The organism is Pseudoxanthobacter soli DSM 19599 (assembly GCF_900148505.1).
Taxonomy (GTDB): domain Bacteria; phylum Pseudomonadota; class Alphaproteobacteria; order Rhizobiales; family Segnochrobactraceae; genus Pseudoxanthobacter; species Pseudoxanthobacter soli.
The window spans coordinates 175,726-193,028 of record NZ_FRXO01000001.1; the positions used below are offsets into that span (position 1 = coordinate 175,726).

Sequence of the window (17,303 nt, forward strand, 5' to 3'; positions counted from 1 at the left end):
CGCGGTGCCGGACCACCTGACCGAAACGATTTGGATTTGTCTTTGCCATGGCGTTGACCGACCACACGCGAGCGGAAACCGACGAAGGCGTCGGCTTCGAGAGTGCGACCGCGGGGGACTTCATCCAGCTCCTCAAGCCACGGGTGATGTCGCTCGTCGTCTTCACTGCGCTCGTCGGCATGGTGATCGCGCCGGGAACGATCCATCCGGTGCTCGGCGCGGTGGCACTGATGCTGATCGCGGTGGGGGCCGGTGCCTCCGGCTGCCTCAACATGTGGTACGACGCCGACATCGACGCGGTGATGAGCCGGACTCGGACCCGGCCGATCCCGGCCGGCCGCGTGGGCGCGGAAACCGCGCTGGCGTTCGGGCTGACTCTCGCCGTCGCCTCGGTGATCCTGCTTGGCCTGATGGTCAACGAGCTGTCGGCAGGCCTGCTGGCGTTCACGATCGCGTTCTACGTGCTCGTCTACACGATGTGGCTGAAGCGCTCGACGCCGCAGAACATCGTCATCGGCGGTGCGGCCGGCGCGCTTCCGCCCGTGATCGGCTGGGCGGCCGTCACCGGCCATGTGGCCGTCGAGCCGCTGGTGCTGTTCCTGATCATCTTCCTCTGGACGCCCCCGCATTTCTGGGCGCTGGCGCTCATCAAGTCCGGCGACTATGCGCGTGCCGGAGTGCCGATGCTGCCCGTCGTGGCGGGTGAGAAGGCGACACGCGCGCAGATCCTGCTCTATGCCGTCGTGCTGGCGCCGGTCGGCGTGGCGCCGTGGTTCATGGGGTTCGGCGGTCTTGCCTACGGCATCGTCTCGGTGGTGCTCGGGGCGGCGTTCGTGGCGCTTTCCGCGCGGGTATTCTTCGCTCCGGCCTCGCGGCTCAACCGCGCGGCGGGGCAGCTGTTCGCGTTCTCCATCCTCTATCTTTTCCTGCTGTTTGCGGTGCTGCTCGGCGAGCGGGTGGTGCAGCTCATGCTCGCCGCGCCCGTGGCCGGGTAGGCGAGGGCGTGACGGGCGCAGGCGAGGTCGATGATGGATGACGACAAGAACGGCGTCCGGCTGACGGAGGCACAGCAGCGGCGGCGGCGAGGGCGGTCCCTCGCCATCGCGCTGGTTCTGGGTGGGCTCGTGCTGCTGTTTTATGTGGTCACGATCGTGAAGATGGGCGGCGGCTTCGTGGGCCGGCCGGTGTGAGGTGAACCGCCTCCGGGGGATGAGGGTGTCGGGGGGATGAAGGCGTCGGGAGGATGAAGGCGATGGCATCCGAAGTTTCGCCCCCGCAGGGCCGCGCGGCGAGGCCAGTCGGCAACGGCTTCGTGGCGTTGCTGTGCGTCGTGTTCGTGGCTGCCATGGTCGGCGCGGCGTTCGCTGCGGTGCCGTTCTATCGCTGGTTCTGCCAGACCACGGGGTTCGGCGGCACGCCGGTTCGGGCCGAAAGCGCCGCCGCGATCCAGCCGATCGGCCGTAGCGTCACCGTGCGGTTCGACGCCAACGTCTCGGGCAACCTCGCTTGGCAGTTCAGGCCGACGGTCGAGTCCGTCACCGTCAGGCTTGGCGAAGTCCACACCGTCGATTTCGAAGCGCAGAACCTCACCGCCCGGCCGATTACGGGAACCTCGACCTTCAACGTCACGCCCACGGGCGTCGGCGCCTACTTCAACAAGATCCAGTGCTTCTGCTTCACCGAGCAGACGCTGAAGCCGGGCGAGAAACTGACGCTTCCGGTGGTTTTCTATGTCGATCCGGCGATGGACAAGGACGCCGAACTCGACAGCGTGCGCGATATCACCCTGTCCTACACGTTCTTCCCGGCGGCGAAGCAGCCGGTGGCCGGCAACGAAGCGGCCGGAGCCGGAGCGACGCAGCCAGTGCGCAAGAGCTGACGGCGGGAACCACAACACACAAGAAAACGGACAAGCCGGGGGAGACACCATGGCGGAGGCCCATACCAAGAACCACGACTACCATCTGGTCGATCCGAGCCCCTGGCCTATCGTCGCCTCCGTAGGCGCGTTCGTCATGGCCTTCGGCGGCATCGCCATGATGCGCTGGCTGAAGGGCGAGGACCTCGTGATTTTCGGGGTCGATACCGGCGGTTGGGGCATCTTCGCGATCGGCACGCTGATCGTGCTCTACGCCATGTACGGCTGGTGGGGCGACACCATCACCGAGGGCATGAAAGGCTTTCACACCCGCGTCGTCGACCTGCACCTGCGCTACGGCATGATCCTGTTCATCGCCTCCGAGGTGATGTTCTTCGTCGCGTGGTTCTGGGCCTATTTCAACGTCGCGCTGTTCCCGGCATCCGAAAAAGAGGTGGTTCGTGATGCCTTCACCGGCGGCGTTTGGCCGCCGAAGGGCATCGAAACGTTCGACCCGTGGCATCTGCCGCTGCTCAACACGCTGATCCTGCTGACCTCCGGCACCACGGTGACGTGGGCGCACCATGCCGTGCTCAACGATGATCGCGAGGGCCTCAAGTGGGGCCTCGCGCTGACCGTGATGCTCGGCCTGATGTTCTCGATGGTGCAGGGGCTCGAATATTCCGAGGCGACCTTCGCCTATTCCGGCAACATCTACGGCGCCACGTTCTTCATGGCGACGGGCTTCCATGGCTTCCACGTCATCGTAGGCACGATCTTCCTGGCGATCTGCCTGATCCGCGCCCTGAAAGGGCAGTTCTCCAGCAAGGCGCATTTCGGTCTCGAGGCGGCGGCGTGGTACTGGCACTTCGTCGACGTGGTCTGGCTGTTCCTGTTCGCCTGCATCTATGTCTGGGGTGCGAGCCCGGCATTCGAATGAAGGCTCGCCGGGTGGGCGCCGCCCTGCGCCCGCCCGGCACTGCCGACCGAAGCTTGGACTTCGCCGCTCCCGGGGGCATTGCCGGATGGGCCGATCATTACACGGGCTCGTTCCGTGCCTTTTGTGACATTTGAGTCTGTCTTGTATTCGGGCTGACCGGTCAGAATGACCTTGCTCTCTGGAAGACCGTGCTCTTGAGGAGGGTCGCCCGTGCGCCCGCCGATCTCACTGCGATCCGTGCCCTCACCCGAAGACGCGGACTATTTTCCGCGCCTGTCGCCTGTCGCGACCGGATTCGCCGGCCGTTGCCCCCGCTGCGGGCAGGGACGCCTGTTCAAGGGCTTCCTCACGGTGGCCCCGGCCTGCTCGTCCTGCGGCCTCGACTATTCCTTCATCGATTCCGGTGACGGGCCGGCGGTGTTCGTCATCATGATCGTCGGCTTTGTCGTGGTCGGGCTGGCGCTCTGGGTGGAACTCGCGTTCTCGCCTCCGATATGGGTGCATCTGGCCTTGTGGCTGCCGCTGACCGTGATCCTTGCGCTCGGGCTGCTCCGGCCGTTCAAGGGCATCCTGGTGGCGATGCAGTATCGGCATCGCGCCGCTGAGGGCGTGCTGGTCGACGACGACGATGACGAAGACGGACCGCGCGGCACCTGATCGCGGAACAGGACCGGCGCTTGGTCGTTCGGCCCTGCGGTGGCGATCCCGCTTCGATCTGAACGGGATATGCTCCAGGTGAAGCGGGTGCATGAAGGCGCGTCGGGAATGGCATCCACATCGGAAGAACGACCCGTCACCGGCGGTTCGGTTCGGCGGCTGATCTGGCCGACGCTGCTCGCTGCGCTGGTGTTCGCCGCGCTCGTGTCCCTCGGTGTCTGGCAGCTTGAACGCCTCGCGTGGAAGGAGGCGTTGATCGCCGCGGTCGCCGCGCGGTCGGAAGCGCCGCCGGTCGCGCCCCCGGGGCCGGCGCAGTGGGCCGGGCTCGATTTCGGGAATGTCGACTATCTTCACGTCCGCGTTCCCGGCCGGTTTCGGGCCGGCGAGGCCCACGTCTTCACCGACCTGCCGTCACCCCGGGGGCCGCTCGGCGGGCTCGGCTACTGGGTGGTCGCACCGTTCGAGACCGCCGATGGATGGATTGTGCTGGTTAATCGCGGCTTCGTTCCCGAGGCGCGCAAGGATCCAGCGTCACGGTCGGCCGTTCCGGCGGGCGAGGTGGTACTCGACGGCGTCGTTCGGGGGCCGGAACACCCGAACATGTTCACGCCAGCGGCGGAGCCCGGCAAGAACATGTGGTTTGTACGCGATCCCGCCACCCTCGGCCCGGCCCTCCGTGTCCCCGCTGACCGTCTCGCGCCCTACACCATCGATGCCACGGCCTCGATGACGCCCGCCGACGGCTTGCCGCAGGCGGGCGAAACCCGGCGGATCTTTCCGAACAACCACCTGTCTTATGCGATGACATGGTTCGGGCTCGCGATCGCCCTTGTCTGCGTTTATGTCGCGTTCGCGTGGTCGGTGGTGCGAGGCGGAAACGCGCGGCCGCCACGGCCGCGCTGAGCACCGTCCGCGGGCAATCCCGTTCAGAGCGAACCGATCTGAGCGAAAGGGACATGCCCAAGGTCTTGAATCCGGGGCGATTTCTCGCCCATCAGATGGTCCGTCCGATCGCAATGCGCATTCAGAGGCTGCACACCATGGCGTCGGCGCCGGAAAGCGCGATCGAGCCCGGCGCTTCCTCGATATGCAGCTGCTCGACGACGCCGTCGCGGATCACCGCGGAATAGCGCTTGGAGCGGATGCCCATCCCGAATCCGGAGCCGTCGAGTTCGAGCCCGATGGCCTTGGTGAAATTGGCGCTGCCATCGGCGAGGAACAGCACATTCTCTCCGGCGCCGGAGGCCTTCGACCAGGCATCCATCACGAACACGTCGTTCACCGAGACGACCGCGATGGTGTCGACGCCCTTCGACTTGATGTCTTCAGCCCGTGCGATGTAGCCCGGCAGGTGGCTGCGGTGGCACGTCGGGGTGAAGGCGCCGGGCACGGCGAACAGCACAACGGTCTTGCCGTCGAACAGCTCGCTCGTGTTCACGTCCTTGGGCCCTTCGGCGCCCATGGTCTTGAAGGTGACCTGCGGCAGGGTGTCGCCAACTTGGATCGGCATCTCGATGGTCTCCACAAAGGTGCGGCCTATGCGCCGCCGACAACAGATAGGGCAGGAGGAGCGGGTTCGGGAGGCGGTTTCGCGAAAGAACCGGCTCGATCCCGAGTCGCGGCCGGGCGTCAGGGCACCGGCGGCCCCTCGGGTGTGGCGCGGGCCTCGATGGCCCTTCCGCCGTTGACCAGCGTGAGCGTCAGCGGGCCGGCGGCCGGCTTGTCGTCGTCGTCGCTAACGCTCACCTGCCAGGCCGCGCGGTCGGGCGCGGTCGGCTGGGCCGGCAGGCGCACGGGCGCGTCGGCATAGGTCCCGGGTGGGCCCTCGACGAAAAGCTCCGCGGCTGCCGCCGGATCGGCAAGCCGGGCCGTGACGATCGCCGTGTCGGGCGCACCTGCCTTGGGCTGCACCGAGAGGATCGCGAGCGGCGAATCTGCGGACGCCGTTTCCGGCACCGCCGCCTCCGCGCGTGCGATGAGGTCTGCGGCGTCGCCGTCCTCCGCCATGTCGGGCGAAAGCGTCAGCGCCACCGTGCCGCTGGCGGGCACGCAGATGTCGCGGCAGAACCCGACGGTGATGGCGGCGATGAGATCGGTCGGCTTGTGGCCGTCAGCGGGGATGATCTGGATCGGCAGCACCACCGACCGGTCGTAGCCGGCGACCGCCATGCCGGCTTCGTCGAAACGGATCGGCGCGGGAAAGAACACCTTGGCGGATGCGAGGTTGTGCGAGCCGGCGAAGTCGAGTTCCGGCGGAATGCCCGCGTCGCCCGGCGTGCGCCAATAGGTTTTCCAGCCCGGATCGAGCGCGATTTCCAGACCGGCCCGCAGAGGCGTGCCCGGAGACTCCGCGCCGCCGGCCGCGATCAGGCGGAAGCGGCCGCCCTCGGCGGTGACCCATGCGCTGTCGGCCGCGGACGCGGACGTTCCTGTGAACGCCGTCGCGCACACGGCGAGAAAGCCGGTCATGGCGCGGACGAAGCCGCGCCGCCTTTCGCCTGCAGTCGCCGGGGAGGCGGCGAAGCTGCGCCCACGGGCACAGGGTGGAGACACGTCGGGCAATTCCTCTTTCGCTGTCGGCGGCGGCACTATGGTCCGGACGCCCCCGGGAGAAAAGCCTCGGCCGCTCGTCACGGTCTCGCCGGTCGCCGCCCCCGGACCGCTTCCGCGGGTCCGGCGCCTCCGCCGGAACACGCGGGCTCGACGCTGTGCAGCGTTGCACGTAAGTTATGGCGTAGAGGGTGGGGACGGTTCTTTGCGCTGCCGTGGGAGATGGCGATGCCGCTACTGCATGCAGGAGGTGCCCGGTCCGGCGGATATCTGGAAGGGCAGTTGCTGATTGCAATGCCGACCATGGGCGACGACCGGTTCGAACGGACGATAGTCTATCTCTGCGCCCATTCGGCGGAAGGGGCGATGGGGATCGTGCTGAACCAGCTCGCCGCCAACGTCTCGTTCGGCGATCTTCTCGCCAAGCTCAACATCGTCACGCCGCGGGACGCGATCCGCCTGCCGCGACACGCCCGCGACATGCGGGTTCATCGCGGCGGGCCCGTCGAAACGGGGCGCGGCTTTGTGCTGCATTCGGACGATTTCCGCATCGAGAACTCGACGATGAGCATCGACGGCGGCGTCTGTCTGACGGCGACACTCGACATCCTCAAGGCCATTGCCGAGGATCGCGGGCCTGACAGGGCGATCCTGGCACTCGGCTATGCCGGCTGGGCCCCGGGGCAGCTCGAGGGAGAGATCCTCGCCAACGGCTGGCTGACCTGCGCGCCCGATCCGGAACTCTTGTTCGATGCGGCTGTAGAGACCAAATATAGCCGTGCTCTTTCGAAGCTCGGCGTTCATCCGGCGATGCTCTCGAACGAGATCGGTCACGCCTGAGGGCCCTTCATCACAGGTTGTCCCGGCCGCGAGGGCGTGGACCGGGAGGTGGCGGCGCTTGCGGCAGCGGGGCCGGGCCGGTAGGATCATTCGGATATCTCGTCGCCTAAACTTCATCCCGACGATGCAAAAGGACGCAGGCGCTTGCGCTATGTGAGCACTCGGGGGCAGTCGCCCGCACTCGGTTTTCTGGACGTTCTCGTCGCCGGCCTCGCCCGTGACGGCGGTCTCTACGTGCCTGAAACCTGGCCACACTTTACCGATGTCGAGATCGCCGACCTTGCCGGTCGCCCGTATGCCGACGTCGCCCATGCCGTCATCCGCCGCTTCGTCGACGGCGAGATTCCGGATGCCGATCTCTACGGCATGATCGAGGCGGCCTATGCCACCTTCGGCCATGCGGCGGTGGCGCCGCTGGTGCAGCTTGCACCGGGGCACTTCCTGCTCGAGCTGTTCCACGGGCCGACGCTCGCCTTCAAGGACGTGGCGATGCAGCTGCTCGCCCGGCTGATGGAATATGCGCTCGCACGCCGCGGCGAGGCCGCGACCATCGTCGGAGCCACTTCGGGCGACACCGGCGCGTCCGCCATCGAGGCGTTCCGCGGCCGCGAGGGGGTGGATATCTTCATCCTGTACCCGCACGGGCGCGTGTCGCCTGTGCAGCGGCGGCAGATGACCACGGTGCTGGACGACAATGTCCACACGCTCGCGGTGGACGGCACGTTCGACGACTGCCAGTCGATCGTGAAGGAGATGTTCAACGACCACGCCTTCCGCGACCGCACGCAGCTCGCCGGCGTGAACTCGATCAACTGGGCGCGCATCGTCGCGCAGGTGGTCTATTATTTCACCGCCGCCGTGGCGCTCGGCGCCCCCGCGCGGCCCGTCAGCTTCACCGTGCCGACCGGCAATTTCGGCGACATCTTCGCCGGCTATGTCGCCCGGCGCATGGGGCTGCCGATCGAGCGGCTCGTGGTGGCGACCAACGTCAACGACATCCTGTGGCGCTCGTTCGAGAGCGGCCGCTACGAGGTGAGGCAGGTGGTGCCGTCCACCTCGCCGTCGATGGACATCCAGATCTCGTCGAATTTCGAGCGGCTGCTGTTCGAGGCCGGCGATCGCGACGGCGGCCGCATCCGCACGCTGATGGCTGACCTCGCCCGCACCGGTGCGTTCACCATCGATCCCGCCGCGCTCGATGCGATCCGAACGCTGTTCACGGCGGGCCGGGCCGATATCGACGAGACGCGAGACACAATCGGTCGCGTCGCCGCCACCTGCGGCTACGTGCTCGATCCCCATTCGGCTGTGGGCGTGACGGTTGCCGAGCGGGCGCTCGACCGCGCCGTGCCCATGGTGACGCTCGCCACCGCCCATCCGGCCAAGTTCCCGGATGCGGTTCGCGAGGCGACCGGCGTCGAGCCCGCGCTGCCGGCGCGCCTTGCCGATCTCATGGAGCGGCCGGAGCGGTTCAGCCGTATCGCCGCGGCAAAAACGGATGTGGCGCGCTTCATCGAAAAGCGCTCCCACGCCGTCAAATCGGAGGTCTGAGGACAGATGGCCGTTACGGTTTCCCACCTCGCGAACGGCCTGACCGTCGTGACCGAAGAGATGCCGCACATCGAGAGCGCGGCCCTCGGGGTGTGGGTCGGAGCAGGCTCCCGGTCGGAAGACGAGCGTGAGCACGGCATCTCCCACCTGCTCGAGCACATGGCGTTCAAGGGCACGCGGCGCCGCTCCGCCCAGGCGATCGCCGAGGAGATCGAGGCGGTCGGCGGCGAACTGAATGCCGCGACCAGCGTCGAGAACACCTGCTATTATGCGCGGCTTCTCGGCGATGACGTGCCGCTCGCGATCGATATCCTCTCCGACATCCTGAACGAATCGCTGTTCGACCGCTCCGAGCTGAAGCGCGAGCAGAACGTCATCCTTCAGGAGATCGGCGCCGCCTACGACACGCCGGAAGACCATGTCTTCGACCTGTTCCAGGAAGCCGCCTGGCCGTCGCAGCCGCTCGGTCGGCCGATCATGGGCACGCCTGAATCGGTCAAGAGCTTCACCTCGCGCGACATCGCCGACTATCTCGGCACGCACTATCGTGGGCCGGCGTCGGTGCTCGCGGCGGCTGGTGGCGTGCGCCACGACGAGATCGTCCGCCTTGCCGAGGAGCGGTTCTCCGGCTTCTCGAAGGAAAGTGCTCCGGTTGCCACCGGTGCGCGCTATCGCGGCGGCGACCGTCGCGAAGTCCGTGACACCATGGAAGCGCAGTTCGCCCTCGGCTTCGAGGGGCGCGCTTATGGGTCGCCGGACTATTTCGCCGCCCAGATGCTGGCGGCGGTGCTCGGCGGCGGCATGGCCTCGCGACTGTTCCAGGAAATCCGCGAGCGCCGCGGGCTGTGCTACTCCATCTACGGTTTTCATTGGGGGTTTTCGGACACGGGCCTGATCGGCTTCCATGCCGCGACCGGCGGTAGCGAACTCGGCGAACTCGCCGGCGTTCTCGTCGAGGAGCTCGCCCGGTCGATCGATGATATCGGTGAAGCCGAGCTTGCCCGCGCCAAGGCGCAGATGCGGGCGTCGCTGCTGATGGCGCAGGAAAGCGCTGCCTCCCGTGCCAGCCAGCTCGCGCGGCAGATTCTCATCCATCGCCGGCCGCTGCCGGTGCGCGAGATCGTCGCCAAGATCGACGCCGTCGATGTGCGCGATCTGCGCCGCCTCGCCGGGGAGATCTTCACCGGCTCCGCGCCGACCTTGAGCGCCATCGGCCCGGTGGAGGGCCTTGATCCGGTGGAGGCGCTGGTGGAGCGTCTCGGTGCGCGTCAGCACGCGCACCACGTCCCGGCGTGAACGGGCCGGGGGCAGCCTTGTTCCTGCGGGCGGCCTCGGCCCTGGAAGTCGACCAGACGGTTCGCGGCCGCGCCGTCTATCTGCGACCGCCAATGGCAACGGATTTTGCCGAATGGGCCGCACTGCGCCAGGAAAGCCGCGCCTTCCTGGTGCCGTGGGAGCCGATCTGGCCGGTCGACGACCTCTCTCGCTCCGCTTTCCGCCGCCGCATCCGCCGCTATCACCGCGACATGCGCGAGGATGCGGGCTACCCGTTCTTCGTGTTCCGACAGGCGGACCACGTTCTCGTGGGCGGGCTTTCCTTCTCCTATGTCCGTCGCGGGGTCACGCAGGCGTGCTCGCTGGGTTACTGGATCGGCGAGTGCCATGCCCGCCGCGGCTACATGAGCGACGCGGTCAGTGCGGTGCTGACGTTCGCTTTCGGCTCGCTCCGGCTCCATCGCGTCGAAGCCGCATGCCTGCCGCACAACGCTGCCTCCATCGGCCTTCTCGAAAAAGTCGGATTCCAGCGTGAGGGATATGCGCGGCGCTATCTCTGCATCAACGGCAGCTGGCAGGATCACCTGCTCTATGCCGTCGTTGCCGACGATCCGCTGCCGCTTCAGCGATGAATGTCCGGGGCCGTGACGCAGTGCCGGACGGTCGTCGCATTTTCGGCTTCGGAGGCGTTGCGGCCGCCTGCCATGGCGGCTAGAGCATATCCGGTTCGGCCCTCTGCCATCTGATAGACCAGGATATGCTCGAGGGAGTGAATCCGGAGCGTCTATTTTCGATTAGATCGTCGCGTCTGATCGGGAGTTGCCCAGGTTCTTGAATTTACGGCACTATTTTCCTCGGGTTCGATGCCGTTGCCTGAAGGAAGGATGCCCGGATGGGTGAAGCCGGGAGGGTTTCGGTGTCGAGCGGGCGTGCCCGGTCCTCGACCCGAAGCGCTTCGGGCCGCAGCACCCGGGTTTGAAGAAAGGTCCTCGCGCGTGCTTCATCGCATCCTGTTTTTCCTCGTGGCACTCACCGGCATGGTGGTCGGGTTCGAGGCGCACGCGGTCGATGCGGTGACGATCCCGATCGATGCCGAGGCGGTGAACCTCGGCGCGAGCGTTACCTATCTGCCGGGACCGGCCGACCGCGTCGCGGTGCCGACGGCACCGGGGCCGGACGGGATCGTGCGTCGCATCGAGGTGCGCTCGGTCGACGGCAAGCCGGCCCACTGGGCCGTGATCGCCCTCTCCAACACCTCCGACCAGCAGATCGACCGCCTGCTGACAGTGCCGTTCTACAATCCCGCGATGACGGGCCTGCTGTGGCCCGATCTCGGCGAGCGCCACATCACCGCGATCACGCCCAGCCAGGGCTTCGCGCCGGAGCGCATCCCGAGCAACGACGCGGACGTCTTCCAGATCACCCTCGATCCGGGCACGGTGGTGACACTGGTGTTCGAGATCACCACACCGCAACTGCCACGGCTCACCTTGTGGCAGCCGGATGCCTATACGGCCAGCGTCAACGCCTATTCGCTGTTCAAAGGCATCGTCCTTGGCATTTCCGGCCTGCTCGCTCTCGTTCTTACCATCGTGTTCGTGGTCAAGGGAACGGCGATGTTCCCGGCGACGGCGGCGCTGGCGTGGGCGGTTCTCTATTACATCTCGGTCGACTTCTATTTCATCGACGAGATTCTGAACGTGAATCTGTCGGAGAGCCATCTCTACCGGGCCTCCGGCGAGGTTTTCCTGTCGTTCTCGCTGTTCGTGTTCCTGTACGCCTACCTGAACCTCGGTCGGTGGCATATCCGCTACAGCCACGCGGCCATCGGGCTCGTCGTGCTGCTGCTCGGGCTGTTCGGCGTTGCGGTGGTCGATGCGCAACTCGCCGCGGGCATCGCCCGGCTGGCGCTCGCCGCCATCGGTGCGTTCGGCTTCATCCTCATCCTGTACCTGTCGTTCAGGGGCTACGACCGCGCCGTCATGCTGATTCCGACCTGGGCGCTGCTGCTCGCCTGGATGGCGGGGGCGGGCATGACGCTGACCGGCATGATCGACAACACCATCGCCCAGCCGGCCTTGTCCGGCGGCCTGGTGCTCATCGTGCTGCTGATCGGCTTCACCGTGATGCAGCATGCCTTTGCCGGCGGCAGCGTGGTGCAGCAGGAAGTCGGCGACGTGGAGCGCGCGGCCCTCGCGCTCACCGGCTGCGGCGATCCGGTGTGGGACTGGGACGTCGCCCGCGACGTGATCTACACCGGCGCCGCGGCAGAGGACATGCTCGGTCTCGACCCCGGCGCGCTGCAGGGCGCCGCTCTCGAATGGCTCTCGGTGCTCCATCCGCAGGATGCCGACCGCTTCCGCCTCGTCCTTGACGCGGTCGTCGAGCAACGCCGCGGCCGCATCTTCGAGGTGTTCCGCCTGCGCGGCGCAGACGGCCGCTTTTCATGGTTCCAGCTGCGAGCGCGACCGGTTGTCGGCGCCGATGGCGAGGTCATCCGCTGCATCGGCACGCTACGGGACGTGACCGACGCCAAGATCAGCGAGGAGCGGCTGCTGCACGACGCCGTTCGCGACAACCTGACCGGTCTTCCGAACCGCGAGATCTGCCGCGATCGGCTGGAAACGGCGCTCGTCCGCGCCGGGGCCGAAGCCGGTCCTCGCCCGATCGTCGTCACGGTCGGCATCGACCGCTTCCAGAGCATCAACGAGACCTACGGGGTCTCGGTCGGCGACTCGGTGCTCTTGACCGTCGCGCGCCGCCTGCAGCGGCTTCTGGAGCCGGTCGATACGCTGGCCCGGGTCGGCGGGGATTCGTTCGTCGTGATCGTGCTGTCGGAACGCGAGGCCGGCCGAGTCTCGGCGATGGCTGACGACATGCGCCGCGAGATTCGCACGCCCGTGATTTTCGGGCCCGACGAGGTGAACCTCACCGCCTCCATCGGCATTGCCGTGGCCGATCCGGGTGAGCAGGGGGCCTCCGACCTCCTGCGCGATTCGGAGCTCGCGATGGTGCATGCCAAGCGGCTCGGCGGCGACCGCACGGCGACGTTCACCCCCGTGCTGCGGCGCCTTGCGAGCGAACTGTCGTCCTTGGAGAACGATTTCGGCCGCGCGCTCGAAAGCGACGAGATCAAGGTCGAATACCTGCCCGTGCTCCGCCTCGGCGAGCGGCGCCTCGCCGGCTTCGAACTGATCGCGCGGTGGGAGCATCCCCGTCGCGGTCGCATCGATCCGACCGCGACCATGGAGATCGCCGAGCGGGCCGGCATGAGCCACGAACTCAGCGTGTTCATCGCCGAGCGCGCGGCACGGCTCGCGGCGGAGTGGGACGAGATCATTCCTCGCGTGGCCGACAGGCCCCTGTTCTCGTGGGTCAACCTGCCGAAGGCGGGCATCCTGACCCAGGGCCTCGTCAACGAGATCAAGACCGTGATGGCGCGCGTCGAGGTGCCCGAGGGCGCGCTGTTCATGGCTGTGACGCAGGCGGCGGTTTCGGACAATCCCGAACTGTCGCAGACCGTGCTGCACCGTCTCCGCGAAGCCGGCATTTCGCTGGCTCTCAACGATGTCTCGTCGGATTGGACCGCCGTCGGTGTGCTGCACCGGATTCCGTTCGATGCGCTGCGCACCCGCCTTCCACGCAGCCAGATCAAGACCGAGCTCGATCTCGGCCTCATCAAGACCACCGCGGCGCTCGCTCATGGTCTCGGCGCGGAACTCCTGGTGACAGGCCTCGAGCTTGAAAGCGATGTGGCCAAGCTCGTCGGCATCGGCTGCGACTTTGCGTCTGGCAAGCTGTTCGGCCCGCCGCTCAATGCAGACGGTGCCCGCCGCTTCGCGTCCCGCCTGCACAACATGCCCGCCGAGAAGGGCCGCGTGATCAAGGGACCGCCGAAGGCCTCGGCGGCCGAGTAGCAAGGGCCGCGCCCCGTCAATCTGGGGCCTCGTGGTTCCGAACGGCGTATGCTTCAGGTTTCCTGGCAGTTCGCCGAGAACAGGAGCAGCGCGTCGGAGGCCTTGGCGTTGTCGAAGCGATAGGTTTTCGGCTTGCCCGCGCCGCTCGTCGCGATGGTGAACGCCTTGGCGGTGGCAACGGCGTGCAGGATCGAATCGTCCTCGGGCATCATGAAGATGATGGGATCGCCGTTGCTGCCGGCGCCGCTCAGGACCTTCTTCGTCTTGTCATCGAACGTGAAGGTCAGCTTGTATTTCTCGCTCGGCTTGTGCGGCACGCCGTCGAACAGATAGACGTTCAGCGTCTTGTTGCTGCACGTCAGCATGAAGCCGACGTTCTCCTCGCCCTTTGCCTTGTTGTAGACGGTGTATTCCGTCTTCTTCGTCTGCGGGTCGGGTCGGCTGAAGAAGGTCCATGAGCCGAAGGGAACGGTCGAATCGTCCCCGGCCGCTAGGGCGGGATTATGCGCGGCGATCCCCATCGCCACGCTCCCGGCGATCAAAGTCCATTGGACGAAATTTCGAAGACGCACGTTCGTTCCCCCCTTGCGCTAACACGTCGCCGCGATCATAGGGAGAGGAATACGGTCCTTCAACGCAATAAAAAGCATACTTTTATTGCGAAATATTGTGATATCTTGCGGAATATTAATCGTTGGCCGGAGCGTATCACTCGCCCCGGCCGTTCGTTGTCCGCTTACTCAGCCGCTTCCGCAGGCGTTGGCTCTTTCCAGACGAGCTTCGGCGAGCGGGCGGCGCGGGTCTCGTCTAGCCGGCGACGCGGCGCCAGCTGCGGCGCGGCCCGGAAGGCCTCGGCTTCTCCGGCCTTCGCGCGCATGGCGAGATCGCGCAATGCGCCGATGAACAGGTCGAGATGCGCGCGGGATTCCGACTCGGTCGGCTCGATCAGCATCGCCCCGTGGACGACCAGCGGGAAATACATGGTCATCGGGTGATAGCCCTCGTCGATCATCGCCTTGGCGAAATCGAGCGTGGTGATGCCGGTCCCTTCGAAAGAGGAATCGTCGAACAGCGCCTCGTGCATGCACGGCCGGCCGCCGAACGGCGCGTGGAACAGGTCGGAGAGACGGGCGCGGATATAGTTCGCCGACAGCACCGCATCTTCCGAGGCCTGCCGCAGGCCATCCGCGCCGTGGGACAGCATGTAGGAGAGTGCGCGGACATACATGCCCATCTGGCCGTGGAACGCGGTCAGGCGTCCGAACGGATGCTCGCCTCCCGCGGCGTCCGCCTCGTTCTCGACGAGAACGGGCTCGCCGTCCTCGACGCGGATGAACGGCAGCGGCGCGAACGGCGCCAGCGCCTTCGACAGCACCACCGGCCCGGCGCCCGGCCCGCCGCCGCCGTGGGGCGTCGAGAAGGTCTTGTGCAGGTTGATGTGCATGGCGTCGATGCCGAGATCGCCCGGCTTCACCTTGCCGACGATGGCGTTGAAGTTGGCGCCGTCGCCATAGAAGAACGCGCCGGCCGCGTGGACGGCGTCGGCGATCTCCACCACGTCGCGCTCGAACAGGCCGCAGGTGTTCGGGTTCGTCAGCATGATCGCGGCGACATCCGGCGAGAGCCGCGCCTTCACCTCCGCAGGGTCGACCGTGCCGTCCGGCCGCGCCGGCACGGGCACCACCTTGTAGCCGATCAGGGCGGCGGTCGCCGGGTTGGTGCCGTGGGCCGATTCCGGCACCAGCACGACCGAGCGCGTCTCGCCCCGGGCTTCGATCGCGGCCTTGATGGCGACCATGCCGCAGAGTTCGCCATGGGCGCCGGCCTTGGGGCTGAGCGCGACGGCTTCCATGCCCGTCATCGTCACCAGCCAGTGGGCGAGCTGCTTCATCAGGTCGAGCGCGCCGGCCACTGTGGAGGCGGGCTGAAGCGGGTGGATGTCGGCGAAGCCGGGCAGGCGCGCCATCCGCTCGTTGAGGCGCGGGTTGTGCTTCATGGTGCACGAGCCGAGCGGGTAGGTGCCGAGGTCGATGGCGTGGTTCTGGCGGGACAGGCGCACATAATGGCGCATCGTCTCCGGCTCCGTCAGGCCGGGCAGGCCGATCGCCGACTTGCGGCCGAGGCCGCCGAGACGGCTGCCGCTGGTCGCCGGCGCCTCCGGCAGATCGACGCCGGTGACGTCGGTGCGGCCGACCTCGAACAGCAGCGGCTCCTCGATCTGGAGGCCGCGATTGCCGGTGAAGGTGTGGACGGCTTCGGAGGAACCGGTGTCCTCGGGGCGGGAGGGGCGACCCTGGCGGTTCAGCATGACGAGGCTCCGGCGAGAACGAGGCTTTCAGGGGCGGCAGCGGCGGCGCGAGCGGTCATGCCAGCACCTCCGCGAGCGCGGTCGCGAACGCTGCACGATCGTCGTCCGTGGTGGTCTCGGTCGCTGCCACCACGATGAGGTCGGCGAGGTCCGGTTTGCCGGGCTCCAGCCGCGAGACCGGAACGCCACCGAGCACGCCCTTCTCCGCGAGCTTCTCGACCACGGCGGCGGCATCGCCCGGCACGCGGATCGTGAACTCGTTGAAGAAGGTGTCGTTGAGGACCGTCACGCCCGGCACCGCCGCAAGCCTGTCGGCCAGGTCGCAGGCAGCGGCGTGGTTGAGCGCGGCAAGACGCGTCAGGCCGGTTTCGCCCAGCAGCGTCATGTGGATCGAGAACGCGAGCGCGCACAGGCCGGAATTGGTGCAGATGTTCGACGTCGCCTTGTCGCGGCGGATGTGCTGCTCACGGGTCGAGAGCGTCAGCACGAACCCGCGGGTGCCGTCGGCATCGACGGTCTCGCCGCAGAGACGGCCGGGCATCTGGCGGACGAACTTGTCGCGGGTGGCGAACAGCCCGACATAGGGGCCGCCGAAGGTGAGCGGATTGCCGATGGACTGACCCTCGGCCACCACGATGTCGGCCCCGAGCGCACCGGGCGCTTCGACGGCGCCGAGCGAAACCACTTCAGTCACGACGGCGATGAGGAGCGCGCCGGCAGCGTGCGCCTTCTCGGCGACCGCGGCGAGGTCGATCAGGTGACCGTAGAACGAGGGCGTCTGCACCACCACGCACGAGACGGTGCCGTCGATCGCCGCGAGCAGGTCCTCGCCGGCCGTCGGATCGGCCGGCAGCGCCACGACCTCGTCGCCTGCGATGCGGCTCAGCGTCTCCACCACCTCGCGATAATGCGGATGCAGGCCGCCGGCCAGCACCGCCTTGCGCCGCCGCGTCACGCGGTGGGCCATCAGCACCGCCTCGGCGGTGCCGGTGGAGCCGTCATACATCGAGGCGTTCGCCACCTCCATGCCGGTCAGGCGGGCGACCTGGGTCTGGAACTCGAACAGCACCTGCAGGGTGCCCTGGGCGATTTCCGGCTGATAGGGCGTGTAGGACGTCAGGAATTCCGAGCGCTGGATCAGGTGGTCCACGCTCGCCGGAACATGGTGGCGATAGGCGCCGGCCCCGACGAAGAACGGCACCGAACCGGCGGCGACATTGCGGGCGGCGAGGCGGCTGAGCGTGCGCTCCACCTCCATTTCGCTTTTCGCACGCGGTAGGTCGACGAGCCCGTCGAGCCGCTTGTCGGCCGGGATGTCGGCGAACAGGTCGTCGACCGAGGAAACGCCGATGGCGGCGAGCATGTCACCCCGGTCGGCGTCGGTGAGCGGCAGATAACGCATGGTCC

The 17,303-nt window shown here is 67.2% G+C and carries 16 protein-coding genes; 11 read left to right on the forward strand and 5 right to left on the reverse strand.

The features are described 5' to 3' along the window. The first annotated feature begins 47 nt into the window (after positions 1-47). The 6 genes from BUF17_RS00690 to BUF17_RS00710 all read left to right on the forward strand — a co-directional run bounded on the left by BUF17_RS00690 (position 48) and on the right by BUF17_RS00710 (position 4,358). A complete protein-coding gene (locus BUF17_RS00690) occupies positions 48-995 on the forward strand; it encodes a heme o synthase (RefSeq protein WP_073625305.1) in 948 nt (315 codons plus the stop codon). Positions 996-1,028: 33 nt separating this feature from the next. After that, positions 1,029-1,190 (forward strand): hypothetical protein, encoded by a 162-nt coding sequence (locus BUF17_RS22810; RefSeq protein WP_175563580.1) that lies wholly within the window; start codon positions 1,029-1,031, stop codon positions 1,188-1,190. A 53-nt stretch (positions 1,191-1,243) separates the two neighbouring features. Beyond that, positions 1,244-1,879: a cytochrome c oxidase assembly protein gene (locus tag BUF17_RS00695; protein ID WP_428977607.1), complete on the forward strand. Its 636-nt coding sequence runs from the start codon at positions 1,244-1,246 to the stop codon at positions 1,877-1,879. Positions 1,880-1,928: 49 nt separating this feature from the next. Continuing rightward, the gene (locus BUF17_RS00700) at positions 1,929-2,798 is read left to right on the forward strand and encodes a cytochrome c oxidase subunit 3 (RefSeq protein ID WP_073625306.1); all 870 of its coding nucleotides are present in this window, start codon (positions 1,929-1,931) and stop codon (positions 2,796-2,798) included. A gap of 210 nt (positions 2,799-3,008) precedes the next feature. Continuing rightward, on the forward strand, positions 3,009-3,455 hold the full coding sequence (locus BUF17_RS00705; RefSeq protein ID WP_244530719.1) for a DUF983 domain-containing protein: 447 nt from the start codon (positions 3,009-3,011) through the stop codon (positions 3,453-3,455). A 108-nt stretch (positions 3,456-3,563) separates the two neighbouring features. Next, positions 3,564-4,358, forward strand: coding sequence for an SURF1 family protein (locus BUF17_RS00710; protein WP_073625940.1), 795 nt, complete (start codon positions 3,564-3,566; stop codon positions 4,356-4,358). Positions 4,359-4,479: 121 nt separating this feature from the next. On the opposite strand, the gene BUF17_RS00715 is transcribed toward BUF17_RS00710, so the two are convergent. Both BUF17_RS00715 and BUF17_RS00720 read right to left on the reverse strand, forming a co-directional pair. After that, positions 4,480-4,965, reverse strand: a complete 486-nt coding sequence (locus tag BUF17_RS00715; RefSeq protein WP_073625307.1) for a peroxiredoxin — start codon at positions 4,963-4,965, stop codon at positions 4,480-4,482. 119 nt (positions 4,966-5,084) lie between these two features. After that, positions 5,085-6,008 carry a protein-disulfide reductase DsbD domain-containing protein gene (locus BUF17_RS00720; RefSeq protein WP_244530720.1) on the reverse strand — a complete coding sequence of 308 codons (924 nt, stop codon included), beginning with the start codon at positions 6,006-6,008 and terminating at the stop codon, positions 5,085-5,087. A 219-nt stretch (positions 6,009-6,227) separates the two neighbouring features. Here BUF17_RS00720 and BUF17_RS00725 point away from each other — a divergent pair, with 219 nt between their 5' ends. The 5 genes from BUF17_RS00725 (at position 6,228) to BUF17_RS00745 (ending at position 13,588) form a co-directional block, all read left to right on the forward strand. Continuing rightward, positions 6,228-6,845, forward strand: coding sequence for a YqgE/AlgH family protein (locus BUF17_RS00725; protein ID WP_084563730.1), 618 nt, complete (start codon positions 6,228-6,230; stop codon positions 6,843-6,845). 144 nt (positions 6,846-6,989) lie between these two features. Next, positions 6,990-8,396 (forward strand): threonine synthase, encoded by a 1,407-nt coding sequence (thrC, locus tag BUF17_RS00730; RefSeq protein ID WP_073625310.1) that lies wholly within the window; start codon positions 6,990-6,992, stop codon positions 8,394-8,396. 6 nt (positions 8,397-8,402) lie between these two features. Then, positions 8,403-9,692, forward strand: coding sequence for a M16 family metallopeptidase (locus BUF17_RS00735; RefSeq protein WP_073625311.1), 1,290 nt, complete (start codon positions 8,403-8,405; stop codon positions 9,690-9,692). Between the two features lie 17 nt (positions 9,693-9,709). Next, positions 9,710-10,303, forward strand: a complete 594-nt coding sequence (locus BUF17_RS00740) for a GNAT family N-acetyltransferase (protein ID WP_073625312.1) — start codon at positions 9,710-9,712, stop codon at positions 10,301-10,303. 363 nt (positions 10,304-10,666) lie between these two features. Beyond that, on the forward strand, positions 10,667-13,588 hold the full coding sequence (locus tag BUF17_RS00745; protein ID WP_244530721.1) for a diguanylate cyclase domain-containing protein: 2,922 nt from the start codon (positions 10,667-10,669) through the stop codon (positions 13,586-13,588). A 53-nt stretch (positions 13,589-13,641) separates the two neighbouring features. Here the strand turns inward: BUF17_RS00745 and BUF17_RS00750 are convergent, their stop codons facing one another. The 3 genes from BUF17_RS00750 to gcvPA all read right to left on the reverse strand — a co-directional run bounded on the left by BUF17_RS00750 (position 13,642) and on the right by gcvPA (position 17,298). Beyond that, positions 13,642-14,109, reverse strand: coding sequence for a hypothetical protein (locus tag BUF17_RS00750; protein ID WP_073625313.1), 468 nt, complete (start codon positions 14,107-14,109; stop codon positions 13,642-13,644). A 215-nt stretch (positions 14,110-14,324) separates the two neighbouring features. After that, positions 14,325-15,896 carry an aminomethyl-transferring glycine dehydrogenase subunit GcvPB gene (gene gcvPB, locus BUF17_RS00755; RefSeq protein ID WP_073625314.1) on the reverse strand — a complete coding sequence of 524 codons (1,572 nt, stop codon included), beginning with the start codon at positions 15,894-15,896 and terminating at the stop codon, positions 14,325-14,327. A 55-nt stretch (positions 15,897-15,951) separates the two neighbouring features. After that, positions 15,952-17,298, reverse strand: coding sequence for an aminomethyl-transferring glycine dehydrogenase subunit GcvPA (gene gcvPA, locus BUF17_RS00760; protein ID WP_073625315.1), 1,347 nt, complete (start codon positions 17,296-17,298; stop codon positions 15,952-15,954). Positions 17,299-17,303 lie beyond the last annotated feature (5 nt).